This is a genomic window from Arthrobacter sp. TE12231 (assembly GCF_054062895.1).
The window spans coordinates 1,639,632-1,660,495 of record NZ_JBSSFS010000001.1 but is presented as its reverse complement, the minus strand read 5'-3'; the positions used below and the strand labels follow the sequence as shown (position 1 = coordinate 1,660,495).

The following is a 20,864-nucleotide window of genomic DNA, read 5'->3' as shown; positions in this document are numbered from 1 at the left end:
CCGGTCTTTCCGGATTGGGTGGCCCCGGGAGGGGCCGTCTGGCCCGTGCGGGGTTTAGGCGCGGACGAAGGTCACGCCGCCGGTCGCGGTGAGCCAGGACAGCGGGTGCACGATCGTCTGGTTGGCGCCGTTCATGCCGCCGCTGATCACCTGGCCGTTGCCGGCGTAGATGCCGACGTGGCCGGACTGGACCACCATGTCACCGGGCTGCGGGGCCGCCACAACGGTTCCGAGGCCGAGGAAGGCCCGGGGCCCGATGTCGCCGACGGGCTTACCGGCCGCGCCAAGGGCCTTTTCCACCATCGCGGTGCAGTCCTGGGTGATGCCCAGCTGGCTGTATGCGGCAGAAAGCATGATGGCGTTGCGGCCACCGGCGGGCGCCGCGGCCGGGGCGGCCGCCGGAGCTGCCTGCACCTGTACGGACGGCGCCGCGGCCGCCTTGGGTGCTGCTGCCGGCGCTGCTGCGGGAGCAGCGGCAACGGGCTTGGGCTGTTCGATGACCGGCGCGGCGACAGAGCTTACTGCGGGGCGGTCGAAGCTGATCTTGACGCTTGAATCGGCGCTGACGGGCGCGCTGAGAAGTCCCTTGACGTCCGCGGCGGAGGCCGGGGCGGAGTCCCGCTGCACGGGTGCCGGGGCTGCGTTGGCGGCCATTCCGCTGGTAAGAACCAGGCCGGATGCGGCGGCGAGGACGGCGGCATGGCGCGCAAAAGTATTGATTGAAGACATGGATGTAGCCTCTCCCAATGCCTGCGAGGTGAGCTGTCGGATTCGGATGGGAGTCACCCGGCCGCACTCCGGGGCCCGTCGTTGCGGGCACTGTGCGGCTTCACCCCAAGGCCTGCGTATCAGCAGGCCAAAAGTGGTTTCCCCGTCTCTGCCGGTCGTTGGTGCGAGTTACCCCCGGGCCGCGGCAGAGTTAGGCAATCGGCTGGGGAGCGCCCGTATCGGAGACAACAGGCACTTATCCACCGTAGCGCGAACCGCAGGCGAAAGTCACATTCAGGTAACGGCCGCCACAGTGCGGTCCGGCAGTTGCCCATAGGGCGGTGCAGCTTTTCGACCATAAGATGATGCCATCAGCACCACCTTGGAAGCGGAGGCCCGAAATGAACAGCCACTGTATCGCCATCTGCCAGTTGAGCAACCAGCCCCAGGAGGATTTCGACGTCAATACCGAACTGCTGATCCTCGACGGCCCGGACGTCCATGTGTCCACATGGGATGCGGAGCCACGGGACGGCGGCTTCGACGAACACGTCCTGAACGACCGGGTGGACGCCCTCGGGTTTATGGTTGTCAACGACTGGGCATTCCTGGACGGCAAGGCCTACGCGGTGGTGGAACGGCGGTCAGGAACGTAGGCGCGCTGCCCCCTCCACGGGACTAGTCTCATTCCATGACAAAGGATTCGGACAAGGGCCATGAGGGCGACCAGGTGTTGTGGCGCGGGGAGCCCGAGGAACACGACTATCCGGCCGCCGGTCGTTATCTCTCGCTGCTCACCGATGACGCACGGGCCGCCGTCATCGTGGAGTCGTTGCGCCTGGCGCCCGTAACCCACCACGTGGCCAAAGACATCCTGCGGGCCTCAGGCCTGCCGCTCCTGACCCGGGACAACCCCCATGTGGCCTCCGACCTGGCCAAGATTGCCGACGGCCGCCCGCTCTCCCCCGTCCTCCTGGTCCGCGGGGACCTCGACGCCGGAGTCGCGGCCCAGATTGCCGACGGCTATCACCGGGTCTGCGCCTCCTACCTCACGGACGAGAACACCGACATTCCGGTGAAGCTTGTTGCCCCGATTGGCCCGGGGCCGTCCCGCAGTCTCGAGCCATGACCTTCCTGACCCTGGCGCTGATCGCCGTCGTCGCCCTGGCTGGTCCCCTGCTCGCGCTGCCGGTGCACTGGCGGCTGCCGGTGGTACTGGGCGAACTGCTGGCCGGGATCGCGATCGGACGGACGGGCCTGGGCCTGGTGAACCCGGCAGATCCGACGTTCAGCTTCCTGGCCAACATCGGGTTTGCACTGATGATGTTCGTGGCCGGAACCCATGTTCCCGTGCGGGATCCCCAAATCCGCTCCGCCCTCGGCAAAGGCACCCGCCGCGCCGTGGCGGCCGCCGCGGCGGCAGTGGTCGTCGGAACCGGCATCGGCCTGCTCTTCGGGACTGGACATGCTCCCCTCTACGTCGTGCTGCTGGCGTCCTCGTCGGCCGCGCTGGTCCTCCCGATCGTCGATTCTCTGCGCCTCGGCGGACCCGACGTCGTTTCCATGACCGCACAGGTGGCGATCGCTGACATAGCCTGCATTGTGGCGTTGCCGCTCCTGGTGGATCCGCCGCACGCGGGCCGGGCGGCCCTGACCGTGCTCACGGTGGCGGGCTGCGCTGTGGCGCTCTTTTTTATACTCCGCTGGCTGGAGAGCACGGGAATCCGCGGCCACGTGCACCGGCTCTCGGAGAACCGCAAGTTTGCCCTGGAGCTGAGGATCCAGTTGGCGGTGCTGTTTGCCCTGGCCGGTGTCGCGACTTTCGGCAACGTGTCCGTGATGATGGCGGGCTTTTCCTTCGGCCTGGTGGTGGCGGCCGTCGGCGAACCGAGGCGGCTGGCCCGGCAACTTTTTGCCCTCAGCGACGGCTTCCTGGGCCCGCTGTTCTTCGTCTGGCTGGGCGCATCCCTCACGCTCAAGGACCTGGCCGGGCATCCGGACATGATTGCGCTCGGTCTGGCACTGGGAGCCGGAACATTGCTGGCGCACGCCGGTTTGGCGTTCCTGGGGCTCCCCCTGCCGCTCGGCGTGTTGTCGGCGGCCCAGCTCGGCGTGCCGGTGGCAGCTGCGAGCATCGGCACGCAGCTTGACGTCCTGTTCCCCGGCGAGGCAGCAGCCCTGCTGATGGGTGCGTTGATCACCATCGCCGCGAGCGCAGTGGCCGGGTCACGGGCGGCCAGGAGGTTCGCGTTGCCCGCGAAGGCCGGCGGCGGCTCAAGCGAAGCCGGCAGCACCGCCGACCAATCTGATCCAGGCGATCCAAACGCTCCGAAGCACTGAACAAGATCGAGTAAGGGAACGTCACCTTCCGACGGGCGTGAACTGTAGCTCGGGTCTCCTCTTGGCCATTTCCGCCAGGACCCGCGTTACGGCGTCCCGCACCGCCGCGGCGTCGTCGGCTGTGGCGCCGTCGGCCTCCGTGTCGGCGTCGAACGTCAAACCCGCCGCGTCCTCGCCGAGCACCGCCCGCGCGTGGCGGACGAACCTGTCCCAATCCCCGGCGCCGGCGCGCAACGCCATCAGCGGCGAAAGAAGCGCGGCCCGGCGCAGCCAGGGATCGGGCTCGCGCACCCACCGGTCCAGCACGCTGTCGGCCCGCACCCTGCCCAGGACGTCCAGACCGTCCACGAGCGGCCCGACGACGTCGACGGCGAGCGGATCCACGAGGTCCGGCAGCCGAGCCTCCCGGATGAAGCCCTCCAGCCGGGTGAGATCCGAGTTGGTCAACAGCTTCACGTTGTCCTGCAGCAGCACGACTGCTGCGAGGCGGCGCTCGAAGACCGGCACCGCCCAGAGTTCAGAACTCAGTGCCGTGATCTCATCATGCGCGAGTCCGGAATACCGGCGGCCGGCATCCCGGACGGTCCCGCGCACGGCACCCACGGAGGCGCCGTAGAAACCGAGGCCACCGCCCCCCGGATTCTTTCCCAGCCCGTACCGCAGCGCCTCCGCACGGCTCCAGGAACCTTCCCGCTGCAGCGCGAGGTCAATGAAATCGCCAGCATCACTCACAGGTCCATTCTTTCCCCTCGGCGCGCGGGCGGGAAAACGCGTAATCGTGCCCCGCCGGCTGCGCCTACCTAGACTGATTGGGACAAGTTTCCGATTGAAAGCGGTTCTCCAGCCATGCACACCACCACCAGGCACCCCAAGCTGGCACTTGCCGTCGCACTTTCCGCCGTGACGTTGGGGGTGGCGTCGTGTGCTGCTTCCGGGCCGTCCCCCGAGGTGCCTGCCACGTCGGCGGCGCCGACGACCTCCACAGCCTCCGCCGCCGATTTTGGCCTCGACATCGCAGGGGCTCCCGGACGGATCGCCCAGGCCGGTCTCTCGGTGCTGACAGCCGAGGGGAACGTGGACCACTACCATGCGCATCTGGACGTGCTGAAGGACGGCAAGGCCGTAGCTGTGCCGGCCAACATCGGCATCACGGCCGGCCCGGACAACAGGGCCAACGGCATCTCCGCGCTGCACACCCACGACACCACCGGCGTGGTGCACATCGAGTCCCCCACTGCCGGCCAGGTCTTCACCCTCGGGCAGCTCTTCACGGAATGGGGCGTCCTCGGAGGCAGCGGCGCCCCGGGCACCGGGGCGGGATCGCTGGACGGGTGGACCCTCTACGTGAACGGCCAGAAGTACGACGCCGGCATCCGGGACCTCCCGTTGAAGGCACACGACGAAATCGTCCTGAGCTACGGCACTCCCCCGGCAAAGATCCCGGCCGCCTACGATTTTCCGTCTGGAGAATGAGGGGGCGCCGGGCCGCCGCATCCGATCAAGCCGCCCGACTCCGGCACTTGCGGCGACAAGCGCAGGTTTGCGGGCCAAGGTAACGATCCAGTAACGTAGGCGACTGGCCGCGAAGGCCTGGCCCGAACGCAGGGCCCCGGACTGCCCCTTGCCGGGCCCGGTTGCGCCGTTCGGCGTCTGCTCGCCCGTGCCCTTGCGGCAGGGGCCGGATGAAGCTTCCCGCACTGGCCGCCGCCCTGGCAGCGACGGTTGTGTGCGCCAGTCACCAAGCCCGGAGGGGTCCGTTGTTCACGAAATCACCGTCCAAAGATGCACCGTCCAAAGAAGCACAGTTCAAGACGACACACTTCAACAAAATCGCCATTGCGCTGACCATGGGCGCACTGTCCCTGACCGGGTGCGGCGCTGCTCCCACGGCAGGAGCCGCAGCCCTTTCCCCGGCCAGCGAGGCCTCACATCCCGCCGTGGCGTCGACGCCGTCGGCGGCCGCAGCGAGTAAGGCGCCGGCCACCGGGTCTGCGCTGAAGCCGGTCGGCGGGTCGGCCACTACAGCGGCAGATCCCGGAATCGTGGCGGCGCCGGCAGTCCCTGCCACACCCGCAGCCGCACCGGTCGATCCGGGCGCAGGGGGTGCCGCTCCGGCGGCAGCCGCCACGGGTTCGACGTCGGTCACGCCGGCCGCCGCGCCCGTTTCCGCCCAAGCCGCCGTCGCCGCCACCGGCGACGGTTCGCAGGCCGCCACGACCCGGGGCTGGGGTGCGGTTGTCGCGGGCGACGAGTTCTCCAACACGGGCGCCCCGGACTCCACCAAGTGGAGCGTCTTCAACGGAACCGGACATGCCGGAAAGGGCCTGCGCAGCCCGCAGGCGTGGTCAGTTGCCAACGGCGTGGCCACAGTCAGCGGTAACTCGGCCGGCACCACGGGCGGCATGTCGGCCAAATTTGCGCAGCAAAAGTACGGCAAGTGGGAGACCCGCATGCGGACCAACGCCCGGGACCCGAAGTACCATCCTGTGCTGATCCTGTGGCCGAACAACAACACCTCCCCCAACTGCGCCGAGATCGACTACGCCGAGGGCAGCACCAACACCGCCCAGATCAAGTTCTTCCTGCACTATGCCTGCAGCGGCTCGAACTTCCAGACCACGGCGGCCACGACCATCGACACCACCCAGTGGCACAACTATGCCGTCGAGTGGACTCCTGGCGGCATCACCGGCTACATCGACGGCGTGAAGACCTTCTCCGACACGAACCCGGCGCACCTGCCCTCCGTGGGCATGCACCAGACGCTGCAGTTGGACTGGTTCCCTGACGGATCAGCCACCAAGCCTTCACAGATGCAGGTCGACTGGGTCCGCGTCTACAAGTAGGCCTCGGTCGCCGGCTTCAAACCTTCTGGACTTCGCGGGCAAACACCGCTGAGACGAGCATGGAGCCGGCCGCCGTCACGGCGTCGATAACCGGCACCCCGAGCCGGCGGCGGAGCACGTCCGCCATGCCGATGCTGCTCAGGCCCGTGCTCGCTTGGACAATGACGTCGGCGCCGGCATCAACCAGCATGTGGGCCGCGGCGAGGGCATCGAAAATCCCGGCGGGCATCAGGAACGCATCGGGCGTTTCGCGCCGCCCTTCGCCGTCAATGAGCAGCATGCGGTCGCCCAGCGACTCCGCGATCGGGCCCGGCACATGGGCGCCCAGTCCCAGGACCCCGATCCTTCCGCCGAACGTCAGCGCGGCGGCCGCGGCTGCGGCTCCCGCCCCGATGACCGGGATATCCACGGCTGCCCGGGTTGCGGCCAGCCCCGGGTCCGACGTGCAACTGATAATCAGGGCGTCGGCCTCCCCGGCCATTTCCTGCGCCAACTGGACCACCTTGGGAGCCGCAGACTCGAGCGACGCCTGATCGTAGACGCCGGACGGCTGGTCCGGAATACAGCGGGAGGTGACGGTGAATCCGAATGCTTCCTGCAGGAGTTTGCCGTGGGCGTGGAGCAGGCGGCGGTCCGACGTCGTCATTACCCGGATCAGTCCAACACGCATGACGCACTACCTTTCCGAACGGATACCTTGCTGCGAGGCTACCCGGCGAGTATTTCCATGTGTTTTCGGGGAGATGACCAATGCACGCGGTGCCGGGAATTTTGGAGGTGGCGATCGCGGATGCGGGGCCGCTCAAGGCCTCGACGCCGTAACTTGTGCATCAGCTTGGCAAAAACTTCGCTAGCACTGGGCAAGCGCGTCCGGCGCCGTTGTATGGTGTGTCTCGGTGGTCCGCCTTCGGATCCGGGTCCCATACCCGGGATGGGGGGAAGTCGGAACACCGGTTCCGGGCTCAGCCGGAACGTTGACCAAAGGAATAGCCCATGTCGGTGGAGCCGTCGTCCACTCCAGGACTCCAGGAAGACCAGGATCGCGATGACCTGGCATTCGGCGCAGAGCATGCCTCAGGTGCGGCCGGAATCCGACATCAGGCCGCCAGAATCATCGAAGCCGTGCTCGCCGACACCGCGCCGGAGCACGACCGGGCCCGGGAACTGCTCCGCCGGCAACTTGACGCCCATCCCGGACACCCGGAACGGGCGTTGGTGGAACACCTTGCCGCCTTGAAGGCTGCCGTCGGAGAGTAAGCGCGGCTTCACCGGCTCACGTACGGGACCTCACTTGTAGACGCGGATCCAGTCGACCTGCATCTGGCTCGGATGGGTGGGATTCCCGTTAGGGAACCAGTCAAGCTGCACGGATTGGTGCATCCCCACGGTGGGCTGATGCGCCGGGTTCGTGTCGCTGAACCACAGCAGCCCATCGAGGTATCCGGTGATCCCGGCGGGAGTCCACTCCACGGCATAGTTGTGCCACTGGGTCGTGTCCATCGTCCGTGCGGCCCGGGTCTGGAAGTTCGGGCCGCTGCACGCGTGGTGCAGGTTGAACTTGATCTTGGTGGTGTCCGCGGTGCCTTCCGCATAGTCAACTTCGGCGCAGGTGGGCGATATGTTGTTGTTCGGCCACAGCATCACGACGGGATGGTATTGCGTGTCCCGCGCATTGGTCCTCATCCGCGCTTCCCAGCGGCCGTACTTCTGCTGGGCAAACTTTGCGGACATGCCGCCCGTGGTGCCCGCAGCGTCGCCGCTGACGGTCACCACGCCGCCGCCTACGGCCCAGGCCTTCGGACTCCGGATCCCCTTGCCCGCGTGCCCGGGGCCGTCGTAGACCTTCCATTTAGCGGGGTCCGGGGCCCCGGCGTAGCTGAACTCATCGCCCGCCACCACCGGCCCCCAGCCACGGACGACGGCGGCTTGGATCCCGTCGGATACTGCCGTCACGGCGGCCGACCGCTCGAGGGCGGGCGCGGCGCCGCACCCGCTCAGGGCCAACGTGCCTGCCGCGGTCAATACCGCAACCGTGCGCTTTGCCAACATCGGGCCTCCTGGTGTCTGCGATAGCTGGAGTCTGGAATGATGACAGGCTGAGCCAGCCATGCCCTTTTTTAGACATACTTGCCGAACCAGGCCAGGGTGTCGTTCCACGCGGCGGTGGCCTGCTCCCGGTTGTAACGCTCCCCCGTGTCATTGTGGAAGGCGTGGTCCACACCGGGATAAACCTTGAGCTCATGCCGGACCTCGGTTTTGGCCAGGGCATCCCGGAGCGCCGGCATGGCGCCGGTGATCCGCTGGTCCAGTTCGGCGTAGACACCAAAGACGGCCGCCTTGATGGCCGCCACCTTGTCCAGATCGGGCGCGGGTCCGTAGAACGCGGACGTAGCCTTCAAACCCGGGAGCGCCGTCGCCGCCTGCCAGGTGATTCCCCCGCCAAAGCAGAAACCGTTCATGGCGATCCGGCCCTGGTCGACGAAGTTCTGGGCTGCCAGATAATCGAAGGCCGCGGCGAAGTCGGAGACGTGCCGCCGGGCTCCGGCCTGGATCAGCGCTCCAGGGACAGCGTCCGGGTCCATGCTCGCAGTTCCGCCTTCCCGGCTCAGCAGGTCCAGGGCCAGTGCCGCATACCCGGCCTTGGCGAAGCGGCGCGCCACATCGTGGATATGCGGGGTCAGCCCGCGGTTCTCGTGGCAGACCAGCACGGCCGGGCCGGCCGGTCCATGATCCGGCCGCGCAAGGTAGCCGCTGATATCTGTGCCGCCAGCGGTGAACCGCACCATGGCCGTCGTGAGTCCGGCCGCTCCCTCGGGGACGGACAACGGACTCTTGGCCCCCGGTACCGCACCCGCGGACGACGCACGTGTCCCTTGCCCCGGCCCGGCCGAGGACGTAGCCGGCGTCGGCATGGGGTCCTTGCTGCGAGGAACTTCGTCGGGCGTGCAGCCGACCAGGAGCATCGCTGCCGAGGCTGTCGCCATGCTGCCTGTAATGAACGCCACCCGGCGCGTGAACGTGCCTTGGCTCATGGCGCCGGCGCGGTAGTCGTCGAAGAATTCCTCAATCAGATACTTCTCAAACTTGCCAAGCTGGATCATGATGGACCTCCTGGACTTTGCCGTTCATCCTCCTCCGAAGGCCGACTCCCGGCAAGTGATGCGGCTCGTCATGAGGCCAGCCCTATCAGTCCGCGGGCCGCGCGGGCTGATCCGGCCGGCGCCCCGCCAACGACTGCACCGTCTCGGCGATCCCCACGTTTTCTCGTTCAAGCTCTTCCATGTACAGCCGTCCGCCTGTTATGAGGCCGTCCTCGACCTCGAAGATCGTCACACCACGCATGTCGAAGGGCCGTCCGTCGCTGCGGGTGCCGGCCCAGGTCCATTCGTTCCACGCGGTGTTGCCGTGGTCCGCCGAGCTGATCACCTCGGCGTGAAAATCCGGAATGCCAGCGAACATCGCTGCCCAGTTGGCGTGCATCTGCCGCCTTCCCACGAAGGCCCTGGCCGGGTGGGCCGGTTGCACGCTCTTGTAGGACTCATGGAACAACGCGGCTGCTGCCTCGAGGTCGTGGGCATTCATCGCAGCCAGCAGGCGTTGGATGACTTCGCTCATGTGATCGCTCCTCCCCGCGGCAGGGGGCTTGCGCATATGCTCGTGCGCGGCGTTGCGCCCTGCCACGTTGTTGGTCGGGACTGTGCCCGGAAATCGGCGTGCCCCGAGCTTCAATCTACGCCCCGGGACTTCCCGCTTCCAGACCGCCACGTCACCGGAAGCCGCTATGGCTTGAGCACGATCCGAATCGGGTTGCCGTCCTTCTCGCTGAGCATCCGCACGGCTTCGGCGGCGTCGGCGAGCGGCATGATGCGGCTCACGGAGCGGGAGAACTCGATCCGGCCCAGTTCGTAGAGCGAGACGAGATCGGCCACGTCGGCGGGGGCCGAACCGTAGTGCCCGAGAATCTGCTGGCGGAGGTAGCTGAAGAGAGTCCCGTTGCTCACGTGCAGGGGTTGATCCGCCAGACCCACGAGCACCATCTTTCCGCCGGCGCCCAGCGATCCCGCCGCCTGCTCCCTGACGGCCGGCACCCCGGCGAAGTCGAACGCCGTGGCGAGTCCGCGGCCGCGCGTCGCCGCCCTCATGGCGGCCGTGAATCCGGCGTCGTTGGGGTCAAGGGCGACGTCGGCGCCGAAATCGAGGGCCCGGGCGCGGGCCGCTTCGAGCGGGTCGACGGCGATGATCGGAGCGGCGCCCACGAGCCGGAGCAGCTGCACCGCGTGGGCACCGAGACCGCCCACACCCCAGATCCCGGCCGGCTTGCCCGGCTGGATCCTGGCCGTCGAGGTGATGGCCGCCCACGGCGTCGAAACGGCGTCGGGGATGAAGCAGGCCTGTTCAAAGGGGAGGCTGTCCGGCAGCGGAACAACAGTTCCGGCCGAAGCGACTGCGTACTCCGCCCATCCGCCGTCGTAGTCCACGCCGCGGGTCAGAACGGTGCCGCCGCGCTCCTCGCCGGCATGGAGGAGCACCCGTTGGCCGAGCCGCAACCCCTCCACGCCGTCGCCGAGCTGGTCGATCACCCCGGCGACTTCGTGCCCGAGGGTCACGGTATCGCCGCGGAGGTACTGCGGCTTGAGCATTCCTTCGATGAGGTGGACGTCAGAGAGGCAGACGCCTGCCGCGGCGACGGCGATCCGTACCTGTCCGGGGCCGGCCTCAGGCTCCGGTACTTCCTCAACCGCGAACGTGGCGGTCCCAACGTCGAGTCGGCCTGCGAGCATGATCTCTCCTTCGAAAAGCGGCAGTGCGTGAGTGGAGTTTCCTCCGGCGTAGGCATTCCTAAGGGTCAGCCGGCACCGCTCCGTAGATGCTGGTGAGCCAGATGTGGAGCAAGGTCTCAATGGTGTCCTCAACGACGCCCGGGAGGGCTGGTGCCCGAAGCGCCGGTCCCGTCGGCTCGAGCCCGGTCAGCGCCGCCGTGATGACGCGCTCGTTGAGCAGATTGAGCGCGCTGGCGAGCAGCCGCGGCTCCGGTCCGGCGGGAGAAGCGCCGCGGTCGCGTTCAGCACCGATCGCCGCCGCTGTGGCGTCGATCCAGCGGTTCGTCAGCGTGGCCCACTCGGCAGCGAGTTCGGGTTCCGAGGAACGCGCGGCCGCAGCGGCCACCGAGACCCCCCGATGCGCCGCGAACGTCCCGGCGAAGGCTTCGATTGCCTTCCGCCAGGCGGCCGACGGTGCCGCGCTGAGGTCGCTGAAGACATCGGCCGTGCGCTTCTCGGCCTCGTGCGCCACCTGGTCCAGGAGGGTCAGCAGAACAGCCTGCTTCGAAGCGAAATAGAAGTAAAACGTCGGACGGGAGATGCCGGCGCCCCGGGCGAGGTCGTCGATCGTGACGTCCGCAAAGTCCTTTTCGCCGAGCAGCCGCTCGGCCGCGACCAGGATGGCCCGCTGGCGTTCGTCGCCGGACAGCCTGGCCGCCCGGCGTCCCCGGTTCGGAACGCCCTGTGCGGCGTCGTCGGGCGCGGCCTTCGCCGCCGCCGGTCCGGACGACGGCGGCGCAGTTTCTGCGGCGGATGCTGGGTTCATGCGGTCAGCGTAGCACCCTCTCGACAGGGTGTTGACTTCATCAACACCCTGTTCATAGACTGCGGGAAATCGGGGCGGCACCCATCGGCCGCGCAACTACCAGGGAGCACCATCATCGCCGAACATCTCGACGTCCTCATCGTCGGAGCCGGGCTCTCCGGCATCGGCGCTGCATGCCGCCTGACCACAGCGTTCCCGTCGAAATCGATGGCGATCCTCGAGGCCCGCGAATCCAGCGGCGGCACCTGGGATCTCTTTCGCTACCCGGGGGTCCGCTCGGACAGCGACATGTTCACGCTCGGCTATCCGTTCCGTCCGTGGGAGACGTCGACGTCGATCGCCCCGGGCGCGTCCATCCTGCAGTACGTGCGCGAAACTGCTTCGGCCTACGGCGTTGACCGCCTGATCCGCTACGGTCACCGCGTGGTGAGGGCCGATTGGTCCTCCGAAACCTCGTTGTGGACGGTCGAGGTCGGCCGCGGCGCCGAGGCGCCGGTCACCTTCACGAGCTCGTTCCTTTTCATCTGCTCGGGCTACTACCGCTACGACGAGGGCTACAGCCCGACGTTCCCGGGCCAGGACAGCTTCACCGGCGAGATCATCCACCCGCAGCACTGGCCGGCGGACTTCGACGCGACCGGCAAGCGGATCGTCGTGATCGGCAGCGGGGCCACGGCCGTCACCCTCGTTCCCGCGCTGGCAGCCACCGCGGAGCACGTCACCATGCTGCAGCGCTCCCCCGGCTACATGGCCGTCCTCCCGGACACCGACGACGGTTTCGACACCCTCGTATCCCGGCATGTCCCCCGGCGCCTGGCCGGCGTCGTCTCGCGTTGGAAGGGGATCGCGCGGGCGCTGCTGAGCTACCAGATCAGCAGGCGGAGTCCGGAAAAGATGAAGAGCATCCTGCGCCACCAGGTCACGAAGCGCCTGCCCGACGGTTACGACGTCGAGAAGCACTTCCAGCCGAAGTACAACCCCTGGGACGAGCGGCTGTGCATCGTGCCGAACGGCGACCTCTTCAAGGCCATTCGCTCCGGCCGCGCCGACGTCGCTACCGACACGATCGAGACCCTCACGCCGGCGGGGATCCGGCTTGCCTCCGGCGCGGAACTGGCCGCCGACGTCGTGGTGACGGCCACCGGCCTGAATCTGCTGCTCTTCGGCGGCATGGCCCTCAGCGTCGACGGCGTCCCGGTGGACCCGGCAACGAAGGTCACCTATCAGGGCATGATGCTGGCCGACGTGCCGAACCTGGCCTTCGCGATCGGCTACACGAACGCGTCCTGGACCCTCAAGATCGATCTCGTGGTGCACTACGTGGCCCGGATCCTGCGCCACCTTGACCGGAGCGGTCACACCACTGTGACGCCGGTGGCCCCGCCCGACGTCGGCGAACTCAGGCCGCTGATCGACCTTACCTCCGGCTACATCCGCCGCGGCATCGACCAGATGCCAAAACAAGGCGCGCACGCGCCGTGGCGGCTGCACCAGAACTACCCCCGGGACGTCAGGATGTTCCGGCTGAGCCGGCTGCACGGCAACGGCTTGCTGTTCAGCGGACGTGCTGTTCAGTGGACACGGCGCAGCGGCTCGTTCAAGGAAACCCCGCACGTTGGCGGCGTTGTGAGTGCGGACCCGGTGCTGGCGGCACCGCGGAGCATCGCCGTGGACGGCCGCCCGGTCTCCTACCGCGACACCGGTACCGGGTCCCCGGTCCTGTTGCTCCATGGCATCGGCCGGAGCCTTGCGGACTGGGATGAGCAGCACACGCTGCTGGGGGCCGGCCATCGGGTGATCAGCGTGGATCTCGCCGGGTTTGGCGGCTCGACGGCGTTGCGCGGACGGCACACGCTCGACGTCCTGGCCGCGTGGGTCTCCCGGTTCCTGGACGCCCTGGACGCTGAAGAGGAGTTGGGGGCCGTCGACGTCGTCGGCAACTCGCTCGGGGGCGCCGTCGCGATGCGCTTGTCGGTGCTGCGCCCGGAGAAGGTGCGCCGCCTCGTGCTGATCAACAGCGCCGGATTCGGCGCGACCGTGACCCCGGCGCTGCGGCTGATCGCGGTGCCCGTGCTCGGCCGGCTGCTCCTGCGGCCCTCGCCGAAGGCCGCGTACCGGACGGAGCGGGCGCTCTTTGTGAACCGTTCCTTCGTTTCGCAGGAGCGCATTGCCGCGAGCGTGGCCCGCGGTTCGCAGCGGGGCGCCATGCGGGCTTTCCGCGAAGTGGCCTGCGATCTTGGCACGTTCAGGGGGATCCGGCCGAGGTGGCGGTCGCGCCTGATCGCCGAGGTCGCCGCGGCAGGGAAGCCCGTGCTGATCCTGTGGGGCGACTCCGATCTCATTCTGCCGGCCGGGCACTTGGACGAGGCCCGCAGATTGTTGCCCGAGGCCCAAACGCATCTGTTCGAGCAGACAGGACACATGCCACACATTGAACGGGCCCGGGAGACAGCCGGACTGATCCGGGAGTTCCTGTACTGACGCCGCGGACCGCTAACCGATCACTTTCTTGGTGGTCGAGTTCCAGGTAAGCCGGCCGTATTCAAATTCCGACACCCGACCGGTGGAAATCAAATACTGGTCGCTGGTCGGATAGCCCAACCGGCTCGTCTCCCAGCCGAGGGATGCCCATTTGGCCCGGATCACACCCTGGACATTGTGCGCCCCGGTCGCCGGCGACCAGTAGATCGACGAACCGTTCGAACCGGAGAAGTGGTTGTACCGCCCCTTCTTGTCCGGGGTGCCCTTCTCGTCCGTGATCGGGTAGCCCAGCGCGCCGGTTTCCCAGCCCAGGGACGCCCACTTGGCCCGGATCGAACCCAGGACAAAGTGCGCCCCGGTGGCCGGCGACCAGAAGATCGAGTTTCCGCCGGCCCCGGAGAAGTGGTTGAAGCGCCCCGCGCCGTCCGCAGAACCGGTCGTGTCCGTGGTCGGATAGCCCAGGCCCGTTTCCCAGCCCAGGGACGCCCACTTGGCCCGGATCGCACCTGTCACCGAGTGCGCCTTGGTCGTCGGTGTCCAGTAGATCGATGCCCCGCCAGCGCCCGAGAAGTGGTTGTACCGCCCCACCCCGTCCGGGGTGCCCTTCTCGTCGGTGATCGGATAGCCCAGAGCTCCTGTTTCAGCCCCCAGCGCCCTCCACTTGGCCCGGATCGCACCCAGGACATAGTGCGCCCCGGTTGTCGGCGACCAGTAGATCGAGGCGCCGCCCGAACCGGAGAAGTTGCTGTACTTCCCTGCTCCGTCCGGGGAAAGCTGCTCATCGGTCGTCGGGAAGCCCAGGATGCCCGCTGCGCCGCCGGCGGCCCTGAACCGGCTGCTGATCTCGCCGACCACCGCGTGTGCGCCGGTCTTGGGCGACCAGCAGATCATCCCTCGGAAATAGTCCTGGCATTTCCCTCCTGCAACGTCGTATTCCAGGGTCAGCGAGCGGCCGAGGATTGACCCCGGACGTCCTGCGTTGGTCTTCCACGCGTAGGCCGCAATCGGGTCGTCGGTGCCGTTCCCGGTGAGCATCACCTTCAGCGCGCCCTGGCCGTCGTCGGCGGTGATCAGATAGTAAGTGTCCGTCGTCCCGGCCTGGCCGAAGGCCGACGGCGTGAAGGTCACGCTCTGGTATGCGGATTCACCCGCGGGAATCTTCAGTCCCTCGGCAATGGGTGTGGTGGTCGAGAAGGCTCCCTGCGGCGCCTTCGCCTTGGTGATGGTCATGGGCACGTTGCCGGTGTTCTGTATCTGGAACGCCCGTGTGGCCGAGGTCCCGACCGGGACGTCACCGAAGTCCAGCGAGCGCGGCATTTGCAGGTGCGCCGCTCCTTCGACGGCGGTCGCGGTTACCTTGACTGTCACCTTGCCGCGGTCACTGGCGACGACGAGCGAGTCGGTGACCGGCGTCGCCGTCGTGGGACTGAACATCATGGATACGGCCACCGACGCCAGGGGCTGGATCGTCTGACCCACGGCCGGCACCGTGGCCGGGTCGACGCTGAGCTGTGCGTTGACCGGCAAGGTGACGCCGGTGATCTTGACGACGGTCGTTCCGGTATTGACGATGTTGACCGTCTGCCGGCTGACCGTCTTGGTGGGTACGTCGGTGAACTGGACCAGGGCCGGGGTCGCGCCCAGGCCCTCCTTCGTGCCGACGCCGTGGACGCCGAGGAGGTCGGTCTCGCCGTCGGCGGTTTTGACGGTGAGCGTGCCATCGGCCTGTCCCGCGACCGTCGGCGAGAAGGTCACGGGAACCGTCATGCTTGCCCCTTTGGACAGCTTCCGGGGCAGCGTGAGCGTGGTGCCGACCTTGAACGGGGCACCGGCGGTGATGGAGTTGATCGTTACCGCCCGCGACGCCGTGATCGTCACGCTTCCGGTCACCGAGGAACCAACCTTGACCTGGCCGAGGTCGGTGTCCTTCGCCCCGACCGCTGATGTTGTCGGAGCGCCGAAGCCCAGGACGTGCCCGTCCCGGGTACCTACATACACACGGCCTTTGTCAGTGGCCACGGAGGAGAACTTGGCCCCCGTACCCAGAGGGGCACTGAACACTTCCTGGAGGTTCCCGGTGTTATCCGGGAGTGCACGGTAGGCGCGCAGTTCCGCGTCTGCCCCGGTGCCTCCGCTGACGTAGACCACCCAGACCAAGGCGGACGAGCCGTCCGTACCGGAGGACGTCACCACCGGGGAACCGGAACTGAACCCGAAGGTTCCGGCGGAGGTGCCGACGGCGGCGAGGCTGACGCCGCCGGTGGCGCCTGGCACGAGTTTGAAGGCCCGGAGATACCCGTTGCTCTCGACGACGTAGAGGTATCCGCCGGTGCTGGTCCCGAGAAACGCGGGCTTTCCCCATACTCCGCTGTAGGGACCGGCCTTGTCGAGGACGGCGTCAGTTCCGCCCGGCCCTTGCGCCATGCCGCCCAGATTGTCGCGGTCCAGCAGGTACAACTGGCCGCCTTTGCCGATTTGCGCCATCAGGTGCGGGTGCGCCGCTGTGCCGTAGCCGTCCGGTATCCCGACCGGCGCACCGGACCCCAGATCGGCGTCGTTGCGGTTCAGTTTCGCGTTGTCCGCCGGGCTGAAGAAGTCGGTGGGCTTCAGGTTGCCGTCGGTGCCGACGCGGAGCCGGACCAGCGACTCCGCCAGGGTAGTGGGAGGCTTCGTGCCCGGGCCGGCCTTCGGCGAGATGCCGTTGCCGGTGGTGAGCAGGATCTGGCCGGGGCCGTCGGACACCAGTCCGCCGCCGGACTGCCAGATGCCGCCCTCCGCGTTGGCGTTGCCGGATTCGGTCGCCCACATCGTCGTCTGCCGCCCGGCCGTCGACACACCGACGACGTAGCCGACGAACGGGGTGTAGTCGCAGTGGCTGGCGAATCCGGCGTAGACCACGCCGTTCAGGAGCAGCAGCCCGGGCCGCTGCATCGCGGTCATGGGGTTGAACGGGCGGGTGGGGTCGTTCGTCGGGGCGCCTTCGATGGTGACGGGAAATCCGGGCCGCTCCGCTCCTGTGACCGCGTCGAGGGAATGCATGTACCAGTGCGGGAGCTGTTTGGTTGCGCCGTCGTTTGTCTTCGCCAGCAGGAAGACGCTCTTCGTGGCAGGGTCATAGACCGGCGTCGACGTGATTCCGATATTGGGGGTGAGGTCACCGCAACTGACGGTCGACACCGGCCACGCCGGCCCGAGTTTGCGGGTCCATTTCTTCGCACCCGTGGCGCTGTCCAGTCCGTAGACGGCATTGTTTTCCGTCGCGGCGATCACGGTGCCGCCGACCACAAGGGGCTGGGCGTAGACCTGCCCGTCCACGGTTGCAGAGAACAGTTTGCCGAAGTTCGATGATGCGACCGCCGACGGCGAAAGCCCTGGCTCGTCTCTATCCCAGCCTGTCCGCAGCGAATCGGTGGAGATCGTCCCGACGTCCGCAGCGGCGATCTCGCTGACGGTCAGCCCGGCCAGTGTGAGCGAGGCCGACACGAGGGCGGCCCATGCGTGTCGGGACCACGGGCGGTGCACGGACTGCTTTGCCAGGAGCGTCGCCGCCCGTTCCTTCCGGGCATGTGGCGCCTCGCCCCTTCGCCCACCACGCAAACGGCCAGCGGAATGGCCGGACAACACCGAAGGTACTGTTTGATCATGCATGGTTGAGACCCGTTTCTGACCACTACATTGACTTTATTAACCCAGTACTCAGGAGCCTAGAAGTCGGGCAGGAACGGCGCGCGAGTGAGGCCTACTCGACTTCCACGGGGTGACTCTTGCTTTCTTGCGGGCGCTACTTGCCCGTCGTGCGGGCCCACCCGGCTGCCTACTTGCTGGGCCCGGATCCTCGCCCATCGCACGAAAGCCGCTACCTCAGTGGAAGCGGCTTTCGTCGTTTCATCATGTGCCCCGGTGATGCGGGGGTCAGGGCTAAGGTCCGTCGACTCGGGCCGTCAACGGCGGTCGTTCATTCGGGTGCGCGGAGGTGGACGATATGGGCGGCCACTGTCCACCCCGAGGCGGTGTAGTCGGCCACCCGGTGCGGGGCGAGGACTGTGTAGAGGGTGTCCGCGCCGTGCACATAGGCCTCGTCCGCGAGTGCCGCCACAACGGCCGGCTCAAGGCTTTTCGCGGATTCCGGCGTGAGGGTCTGCAGGCCGCCGATGACGGCCAGGCCCTCCTCGATCCTGATACGGCCGCCGGCAACGGGGTGGTCGAAAACGGATATTTCCACGACGTCGTACCGCTCCAGGGGCGCCTGGGCCAGCTCGGCGTTCTCGGGTAATTCAGGAGCAGCGTTCATCTCACCCGTGGGGGCAGTGAGCAGCACCGCCTGGTCTACAGGTTCCAGGCCCCGGGCTGCGGCGTAGTCCAACGCGTCCCCGGACTCCGCGGTGACCAGCGTGAGGACCGCCCCCGGATGCTCGCGGACGGTCTCTGCGGCGCGGTCCGCGTCGGTTCCGGGCCAGGCGAAGATGTACTCCGGAGGGGCCGGCTCCGTGTCCGGTGCGGTGACGAGTCCGGAGCCCTCCGGTGCTGAGGATTGTCCGCGGACGGCGGCCCAGGCGGCGGCCCAGAGCGGAAGGGTGTCCTGCCAGTCAGCCATGACGCGTTCTCCTTCAAATCTGTTAGGCCGAGGATACGCTCCTGCTGTGAAGAAGTCGCCGCGCGGGACTGCTGACGCAAGCGCCGCGCTGGAGGGTCTCCCCTACCGGTTGGTCAAAGCGTGCATGATCGCCGCGGCCCACTGGCCTCCGGTCAGCATCAGGACGCCGACGGCCGGTACGCCGAGCGCCCAGGCGACCCGGCGCCGTCGTGCCTGATCCACCAGGTCCCGGAGGGCGGCGAAATTCCGCTTGAGTTCATCAGGGTTGCCGCGCGCCGTCGGCTTCGTGTGCCAGGTCCGGGGCTGCATGGCCGCGGCGGCGATGCCGTGTACCTGTTCAGCGTTCAAGACGGGGTGGCGCCGCTGGAGAAAGCCCAGGAGCTGCCGTTCGCTCAGCACCATCACCTGGCGCGGCTTCTCCCTAACCGTGAGCCGCCGGGGTTCAACGATCACCACGACGCCGGTCACCTCGACTGCCGCGCCCGTTGCGGTGCTGAGGAGCTTCGAGGCCCGGGCGGCCTCGTGCGCGGCGTTGGAGAGATGGCGTTGCTTCTTTCCTGACACCATCAGGGTCTGCCCTGCCACCCAGATCGATTGATCCGCATGGTTTTTGGTGTTGAGGGTGAAAACGCCGGCCGGACCGACAAGCACGTGATCGATGTCCGACCAGCCTGAGCCGACCGGGACGGCATGCAGCACCAGCCATTCGGGCCCCAGCCCGGCCAGAATCCGTCCCACGGTAATCTCGCCCAGTGCACCCTTGTACCAGGGCCAGCTGGCGTCGTTCAACGGGCTGGCGCCGAATATCCGCCGGAGCCGCGAACGCGGCGGTACGAGCGCCTGGACTGCCAGGAGTTCCTCGATCACGGACTGCGCCGCAAATCGCTCGGTGAGCAGGGCAGGCGCGGGGTCTGCGATCATGGCTGCGGCTGTGGTGTGGGACGCATGCGAGGCAGCCTACGCGTCCAAGGCCCACACCGTGAGGAGGGAGCGTCGGCGCGCCGCAATCCTTGCGGGCAGCGCGGATGACGCCCCGGTCCCAGGCAGCGCGCGTGGGGCCCTCGCCGGGTGTCGCGTTAGGCTCATCCCATGGTCCCCGATCGCTACCTGGCCGAGCTTGCCAGCTCTCTTGACCGCCTCAGCACGCTCGCCCGCCAGCCGGTGGACGTGCTGGCCCGCTCCGTTCCGGCCTGCGCCGGATGGACTCTCGAGGAACTTTTCGGGCATCTCGGTTCAATTGAGCGGTGGGCTGCCGCAGTGGTTCGTGAGGGCACGTTCGTTGCGGAACCGGCCCCGCCGCCAGAGGGTTCGGCAGCCTGGTTCCTCGACGGCGTTGCACCCTTCTTCGAGACGCTCATGGCCCTTGATCCAGAGGCACGGTGCTGGACTTTTGGACCACCGCCGCGCACGGCCGGGTTTTGGCTTCGACGCCAAGCCCACGAACACGCCATCCACCTCATCGACGCATGCCAGGCGCTGGGCCTGGAAAGCCCTGCTCCCGGCGAGGACTTCATGCTCGACGGGATCGCCGAGGTCCTGACGATGTTCACCCCGCGCCAGCTTCGACTGGGCCGGATGACGCCCCCGGACAAGGCCGTAACCTTCCACGTGCCCGGGGCCGCGAGCTGGACCCTGGGCCCGGGTCCCGCCGTGGCATCAATTACGGCCCCGGCGGTTGGGATGTACCTCGGCCTCTGGGGCCGATCCAGGCTCGAGGATACTGCCATCATCGAAGGTGACGCCGCCGTTGCCCTTCGCGTCCTTCGGGGCCCGCTTACGCCGTGAGGCCCGGAGTTCGGGCTTAGGCGGGATTCAAACCCTTGGCATATGCCGCCTGCCCCACGTGCTGGAGGCAGTCGGCAATCGTGCTGACCAGCCGCACCCCAAGCGTGACGGGCGGGTCCCATCGCGTATCGACGATGCGGTCGAAGTCCTCGTCGCCGAGCGGCGTCAGGAACCCCACGGTCTGCCGGTGAACGGCGTCGTAGTAGTCGAACAACAACTGCCGGGAAACCCGCACCGCGTCGACCTGGCTGCTCGAATGGCCGTAGCCGGTGTCGCGTTTGGGCAGCGGAAGGTCGAATCTGCCGGCGAACCCCTGCGAGGTCCAGACCTGTTCCAGGCCTGCGGCGGAGGCGAGTTGCGCGTCTTCGACCCGGCTGAGGTGCCAGATCAGCCATGCCATCGAATTTCCGTTACCCGCCGGCCGGCGCACCAGAGTCTCGTCGTCGACGCCTTCCAGCGCGGCGGCCACGGTCTCATGGATGCGGCCGAAGGCGTCCAGGAGCAGTTCGTTGGATTTCATCGAG

20 protein-coding genes and 1 riboswitch are annotated in these 20,864 nt (G+C 67.7%); of the genes, 8 read left to right on the top strand and 12 right to left on the bottom strand.

Annotation, left to right across the window (positions count from 1 at the left end; genetic code table 11):
• Window positions 1-54: 54 nt before the first annotated feature.
• Window positions 55-729, bottom strand: a complete 675-nt coding sequence (locus ACVWYS_RS07525; protein ID WP_456508889.1) for a hypothetical protein — start codon at window positions 727-729, stop codon at window positions 55-57.
• A 4-nt stretch (window positions 730-733) separates the two neighbouring features.
• Window positions 734-932: riboswitch (cyclic di-AMP (ydaO/yuaA leader) on the bottom strand.
• A 177-nt stretch (window positions 933-1,109) separates the two neighbouring features.
• On the opposite strand from ACVWYS_RS07525, the gene ACVWYS_RS07520 reads away from it, so the two are divergent.
• The 3 genes from ACVWYS_RS07520 to ACVWYS_RS07510 are packed head-to-tail and all read left to right on the top strand — an operon-like array spanning window position 1,110 to window position 3,048.
• Window positions 1,110-1,364, top strand: coding sequence for a hypothetical protein (locus ACVWYS_RS07520; RefSeq protein WP_456508888.1), 255 nt, complete (start codon window positions 1,110-1,112; stop codon window positions 1,362-1,364).
• 35 nt (window positions 1,365-1,399) lie between these two features.
• Window positions 1,400-1,837: a hypothetical protein gene (locus ACVWYS_RS07515; protein ID WP_344367551.1), complete on the top strand. Its 438-nt coding sequence runs from the start codon at window positions 1,400-1,402 to the stop codon at window positions 1,835-1,837.
• Window positions 1,834-3,048, top strand: a complete 1,215-nt coding sequence (locus tag ACVWYS_RS07510; protein ID WP_456508887.1) for a cation:proton antiporter — start codon at window positions 1,834-1,836, stop codon at window positions 3,046-3,048. Before ACVWYS_RS07515 ends, ACVWYS_RS07510 begins: the two co-directional genes overlap by 4 nt.
• Before the next feature lie 21 nt (window positions 3,049-3,069).
• On the opposite strand, the gene ACVWYS_RS07505 is transcribed toward ACVWYS_RS07510, so the two are convergent.
• Window positions 3,070-3,780 carry a DNA alkylation repair protein gene (locus ACVWYS_RS07505; protein WP_456508886.1) on the bottom strand — a complete coding sequence of 237 codons (711 nt, stop codon included), beginning with the start codon at window positions 3,778-3,780 and terminating at the stop codon, window positions 3,070-3,072.
• A 114-nt stretch (window positions 3,781-3,894) separates the two neighbouring features.
• Between ACVWYS_RS07505 and ACVWYS_RS07500 the strand changes: the two genes are divergently transcribed.
• Together ACVWYS_RS07500 and ACVWYS_RS07495 are read left to right on the top strand one after the other, a co-directional pair.
• Window positions 3,895-4,521: a DUF4430 domain-containing protein gene (locus tag ACVWYS_RS07500; protein WP_456508885.1), complete on the top strand. Its 627-nt coding sequence runs from the start codon at window positions 3,895-3,897 to the stop codon at window positions 4,519-4,521.
• 209 nt (window positions 4,522-4,730) lie between these two features.
• The gene (locus ACVWYS_RS07495) at window positions 4,731-5,894 is read left to right on the top strand and encodes a glycoside hydrolase family 16 protein (RefSeq protein WP_456508884.1); all 1,164 of its coding nucleotides are present in this window, start codon (window positions 4,731-4,733) and stop codon (window positions 5,892-5,894) included.
• 16 nt (window positions 5,895-5,910) lie between these two features.
• On the opposite strand, the gene ACVWYS_RS07490 is transcribed toward ACVWYS_RS07495, so the two are convergent.
• Complete coding sequence (locus ACVWYS_RS07490; protein ID WP_456508883.1) at window positions 5,911-6,564, bottom strand: aspartate/glutamate racemase family protein; 654 nt, start codon at window positions 6,562-6,564, stop codon at window positions 5,911-5,913.
• A 323-nt stretch (window positions 6,565-6,887) separates the two neighbouring features.
• Here ACVWYS_RS07490 and ACVWYS_RS07485 point away from each other — a divergent pair, with 323 nt between their 5' ends.
• Window positions 6,888-7,151: a hypothetical protein gene (locus tag ACVWYS_RS07485; RefSeq protein ID WP_456508882.1), complete on the top strand. Its 264-nt coding sequence runs from the start codon at window positions 6,888-6,890 to the stop codon at window positions 7,149-7,151.
• 30 nt (window positions 7,152-7,181) lie between these two features.
• On the opposite strand, the gene ACVWYS_RS07480 is transcribed toward ACVWYS_RS07485, so the two are convergent.
• From ACVWYS_RS07480 to ACVWYS_RS07460, 5 genes are all read right to left on the bottom strand, one after another.
• The gene (locus ACVWYS_RS07480) at window positions 7,182-7,943 is read right to left on the bottom strand and encodes a glycoside hydrolase family 16 protein (protein ID WP_456508881.1); all 762 of its coding nucleotides are present in this window, start codon (window positions 7,941-7,943) and stop codon (window positions 7,182-7,184) included.
• A 68-nt stretch (window positions 7,944-8,011) separates the two neighbouring features.
• Window positions 8,012-8,995, bottom strand: coding sequence for a dienelactone hydrolase family protein (locus ACVWYS_RS07475; protein ID WP_456508880.1), 984 nt, complete (start codon window positions 8,993-8,995; stop codon window positions 8,012-8,014).
• An 85-nt stretch (window positions 8,996-9,080) separates the two neighbouring features.
• Complete coding sequence (locus ACVWYS_RS07470) at window positions 9,081-9,509, bottom strand: nuclear transport factor 2 family protein (RefSeq protein WP_456508879.1); 429 nt, start codon at window positions 9,507-9,509, stop codon at window positions 9,081-9,083.
• A 164-nt stretch (window positions 9,510-9,673) separates the two neighbouring features.
• Complete coding sequence (locus ACVWYS_RS07465; protein ID WP_456508878.1) at window positions 9,674-10,675, bottom strand: zinc-binding dehydrogenase; 1,002 nt, start codon at window positions 10,673-10,675, stop codon at window positions 9,674-9,676.
• A gap of 58 nt (window positions 10,676-10,733) precedes the next feature.
• Window positions 10,734-11,480, bottom strand: coding sequence for a TetR/AcrR family transcriptional regulator (locus ACVWYS_RS07460; RefSeq protein WP_456508877.1), 747 nt, complete (start codon window positions 11,478-11,480; stop codon window positions 10,734-10,736).
• Between ACVWYS_RS07460 and ACVWYS_RS07455 the strand changes: the two genes are divergently transcribed.
• On the top strand, window positions 11,397-13,961 hold the full coding sequence (locus ACVWYS_RS07455) for an alpha/beta fold hydrolase (RefSeq protein ID WP_456509158.1): 2,565 nt from the start codon (window positions 11,397-11,399) through the stop codon (window positions 13,959-13,961). The two genes, ACVWYS_RS07460 and ACVWYS_RS07455, sit on opposite strands and share 84 nt — an antisense overlap.
• Before the next feature lie 12 nt (window positions 13,962-13,973).
• Here the strand turns inward: ACVWYS_RS07455 and ACVWYS_RS07450 are convergent, their stop codons facing one another.
• The 3 genes from ACVWYS_RS07450 to ACVWYS_RS07440 all read right to left on the bottom strand — a co-directional run bounded on the left by ACVWYS_RS07450 (window position 13,974) and on the right by ACVWYS_RS07440 (window position 19,476).
• Window positions 13,974-17,444 (bottom strand): choice-of-anchor D domain-containing protein, encoded by a 3,471-nt coding sequence (locus tag ACVWYS_RS07450; protein WP_456508876.1) that lies wholly within the window; start codon window positions 17,442-17,444, stop codon window positions 13,974-13,976.
• 472 nt (window positions 17,445-17,916) lie between these two features.
• Window positions 17,917-18,555, bottom strand: coding sequence for a hypothetical protein (locus ACVWYS_RS07445; protein ID WP_456508875.1), 639 nt, complete (start codon window positions 18,553-18,555; stop codon window positions 17,917-17,919).
• A 102-nt stretch (window positions 18,556-18,657) separates the two neighbouring features.
• A complete protein-coding gene (locus ACVWYS_RS07440; protein ID WP_456508874.1) occupies window positions 18,658-19,476 on the bottom strand; it encodes a nuclease-related domain-containing protein in 819 nt (272 codons plus the stop codon).
• Between the two features lie 168 nt (window positions 19,477-19,644).
• Between ACVWYS_RS07440 and ACVWYS_RS07435 the strand changes: the two genes are divergently transcribed.
• Complete coding sequence (locus ACVWYS_RS07435; RefSeq protein ID WP_456508873.1) at window positions 19,645-20,340, top strand: maleylpyruvate isomerase family mycothiol-dependent enzyme; 696 nt, start codon at window positions 19,645-19,647, stop codon at window positions 20,338-20,340.
• 16 nt (window positions 20,341-20,356) lie between these two features.
• Here ACVWYS_RS07435 and ACVWYS_RS07430 read toward each other — a convergent pair whose 3' ends face one another.
• Window positions 20,357-20,860, bottom strand: coding sequence for a mycothiol transferase (locus ACVWYS_RS07430; RefSeq protein WP_344367534.1), 504 nt, complete (start codon window positions 20,858-20,860; stop codon window positions 20,357-20,359).
• Window positions 20,861-20,864: the final 4 nt, after the last annotated feature.

Coding starts and splice junctions, on each gene's coding strand:
- ACVWYS_RS07525 (WP_456508889.1), bottom strand. CDS start 729: ATGTCTTCAATCAATACTTTTGCGCGCCATGCCGCCGTCCTCGCCGCC.
- ACVWYS_RS07520 (WP_456508888.1), top strand. CDS start 1,110: ATGAACAGCCACTGTATCGCCATCTGCCAGTTGAGCAACCAGCCCCAG.
- ACVWYS_RS07515 (WP_344367551.1), top strand. CDS start 1,400: ATGACAAAGGATTCGGACAAGGGCCATGAGGGCGACCAGGTGTTGTGG.
- ACVWYS_RS07510 (WP_456508887.1), top strand. CDS start 1,834: ATGACCTTCCTGACCCTGGCGCTGATCGCCGTCGTCGCCCTGGCTGGT.
- ACVWYS_RS07500 (WP_456508885.1), top strand. CDS start 3,895: ATGCACACCACCACCAGGCACCCCAAGCTGGCACTTGCCGTCGCACTT.
- ACVWYS_RS07495 (WP_456508884.1), top strand. CDS start 4,731: ATGAAGCTTCCCGCACTGGCCGCCGCCCTGGCAGCGACGGTTGTGTGC.
- ACVWYS_RS07490 (WP_456508883.1), bottom strand. CDS start 6,564: ATGCGTGTTGGACTGATCCGGGTAATGACGACGTCGGACCGCCGCCTG.
- ACVWYS_RS07485 (WP_456508882.1), top strand. CDS start 6,888: ATGTCGGTGGAGCCGTCGTCCACTCCAGGACTCCAGGAAGACCAGGAT.
- ACVWYS_RS07480 (WP_456508881.1), bottom strand. CDS start 7,943: ATGTTGGCAAAGCGCACGGTTGCGGTATTGACCGCGGCAGGCACGTTG.
- ACVWYS_RS07475 (WP_456508880.1), bottom strand. CDS start 8,995: ATGATCCAGCTTGGCAAGTTTGAGAAGTATCTGATTGAGGAATTCTTC.
- ACVWYS_RS07470 (WP_456508879.1), bottom strand. CDS start 9,509: ATGAGCGAAGTCATCCAACGCCTGCTGGCTGCGATGAATGCCCACGAC.
- ACVWYS_RS07465 (WP_456508878.1), bottom strand. CDS start 10,675: ATGCTCGCAGGCCGACTCGACGTTGGGACCGCCACGTTCGCGGTTGAG.
- ACVWYS_RS07460 (WP_456508877.1), bottom strand. CDS start 11,480: ATGAACCCAGCATCCGCCGCAGAAACTGCGCCGCCGTCGTCCGGACCG.
- ACVWYS_RS07445 (WP_456508875.1), bottom strand. CDS start 18,555: ATGGCTGACTGGCAGGACACCCTTCCGCTCTGGGCCGCCGCCTGGGCC.
- ACVWYS_RS07440 (WP_456508874.1), bottom strand. CDS start 19,476: ATGATCGCAGACCCCGCGCCTGCCCTGCTCACCGAGCGATTTGCGGCG.
- ACVWYS_RS07435 (WP_456508873.1), top strand. CDS start 19,645: ATGGTCCCCGATCGCTACCTGGCCGAGCTTGCCAGCTCTCTTGACCGC.
- ACVWYS_RS07430 (WP_344367534.1), bottom strand. CDS start 20,860: ATGAAATCCAACGAACTGCTCCTGGACGCCTTCGGCCGCATCCATGAG.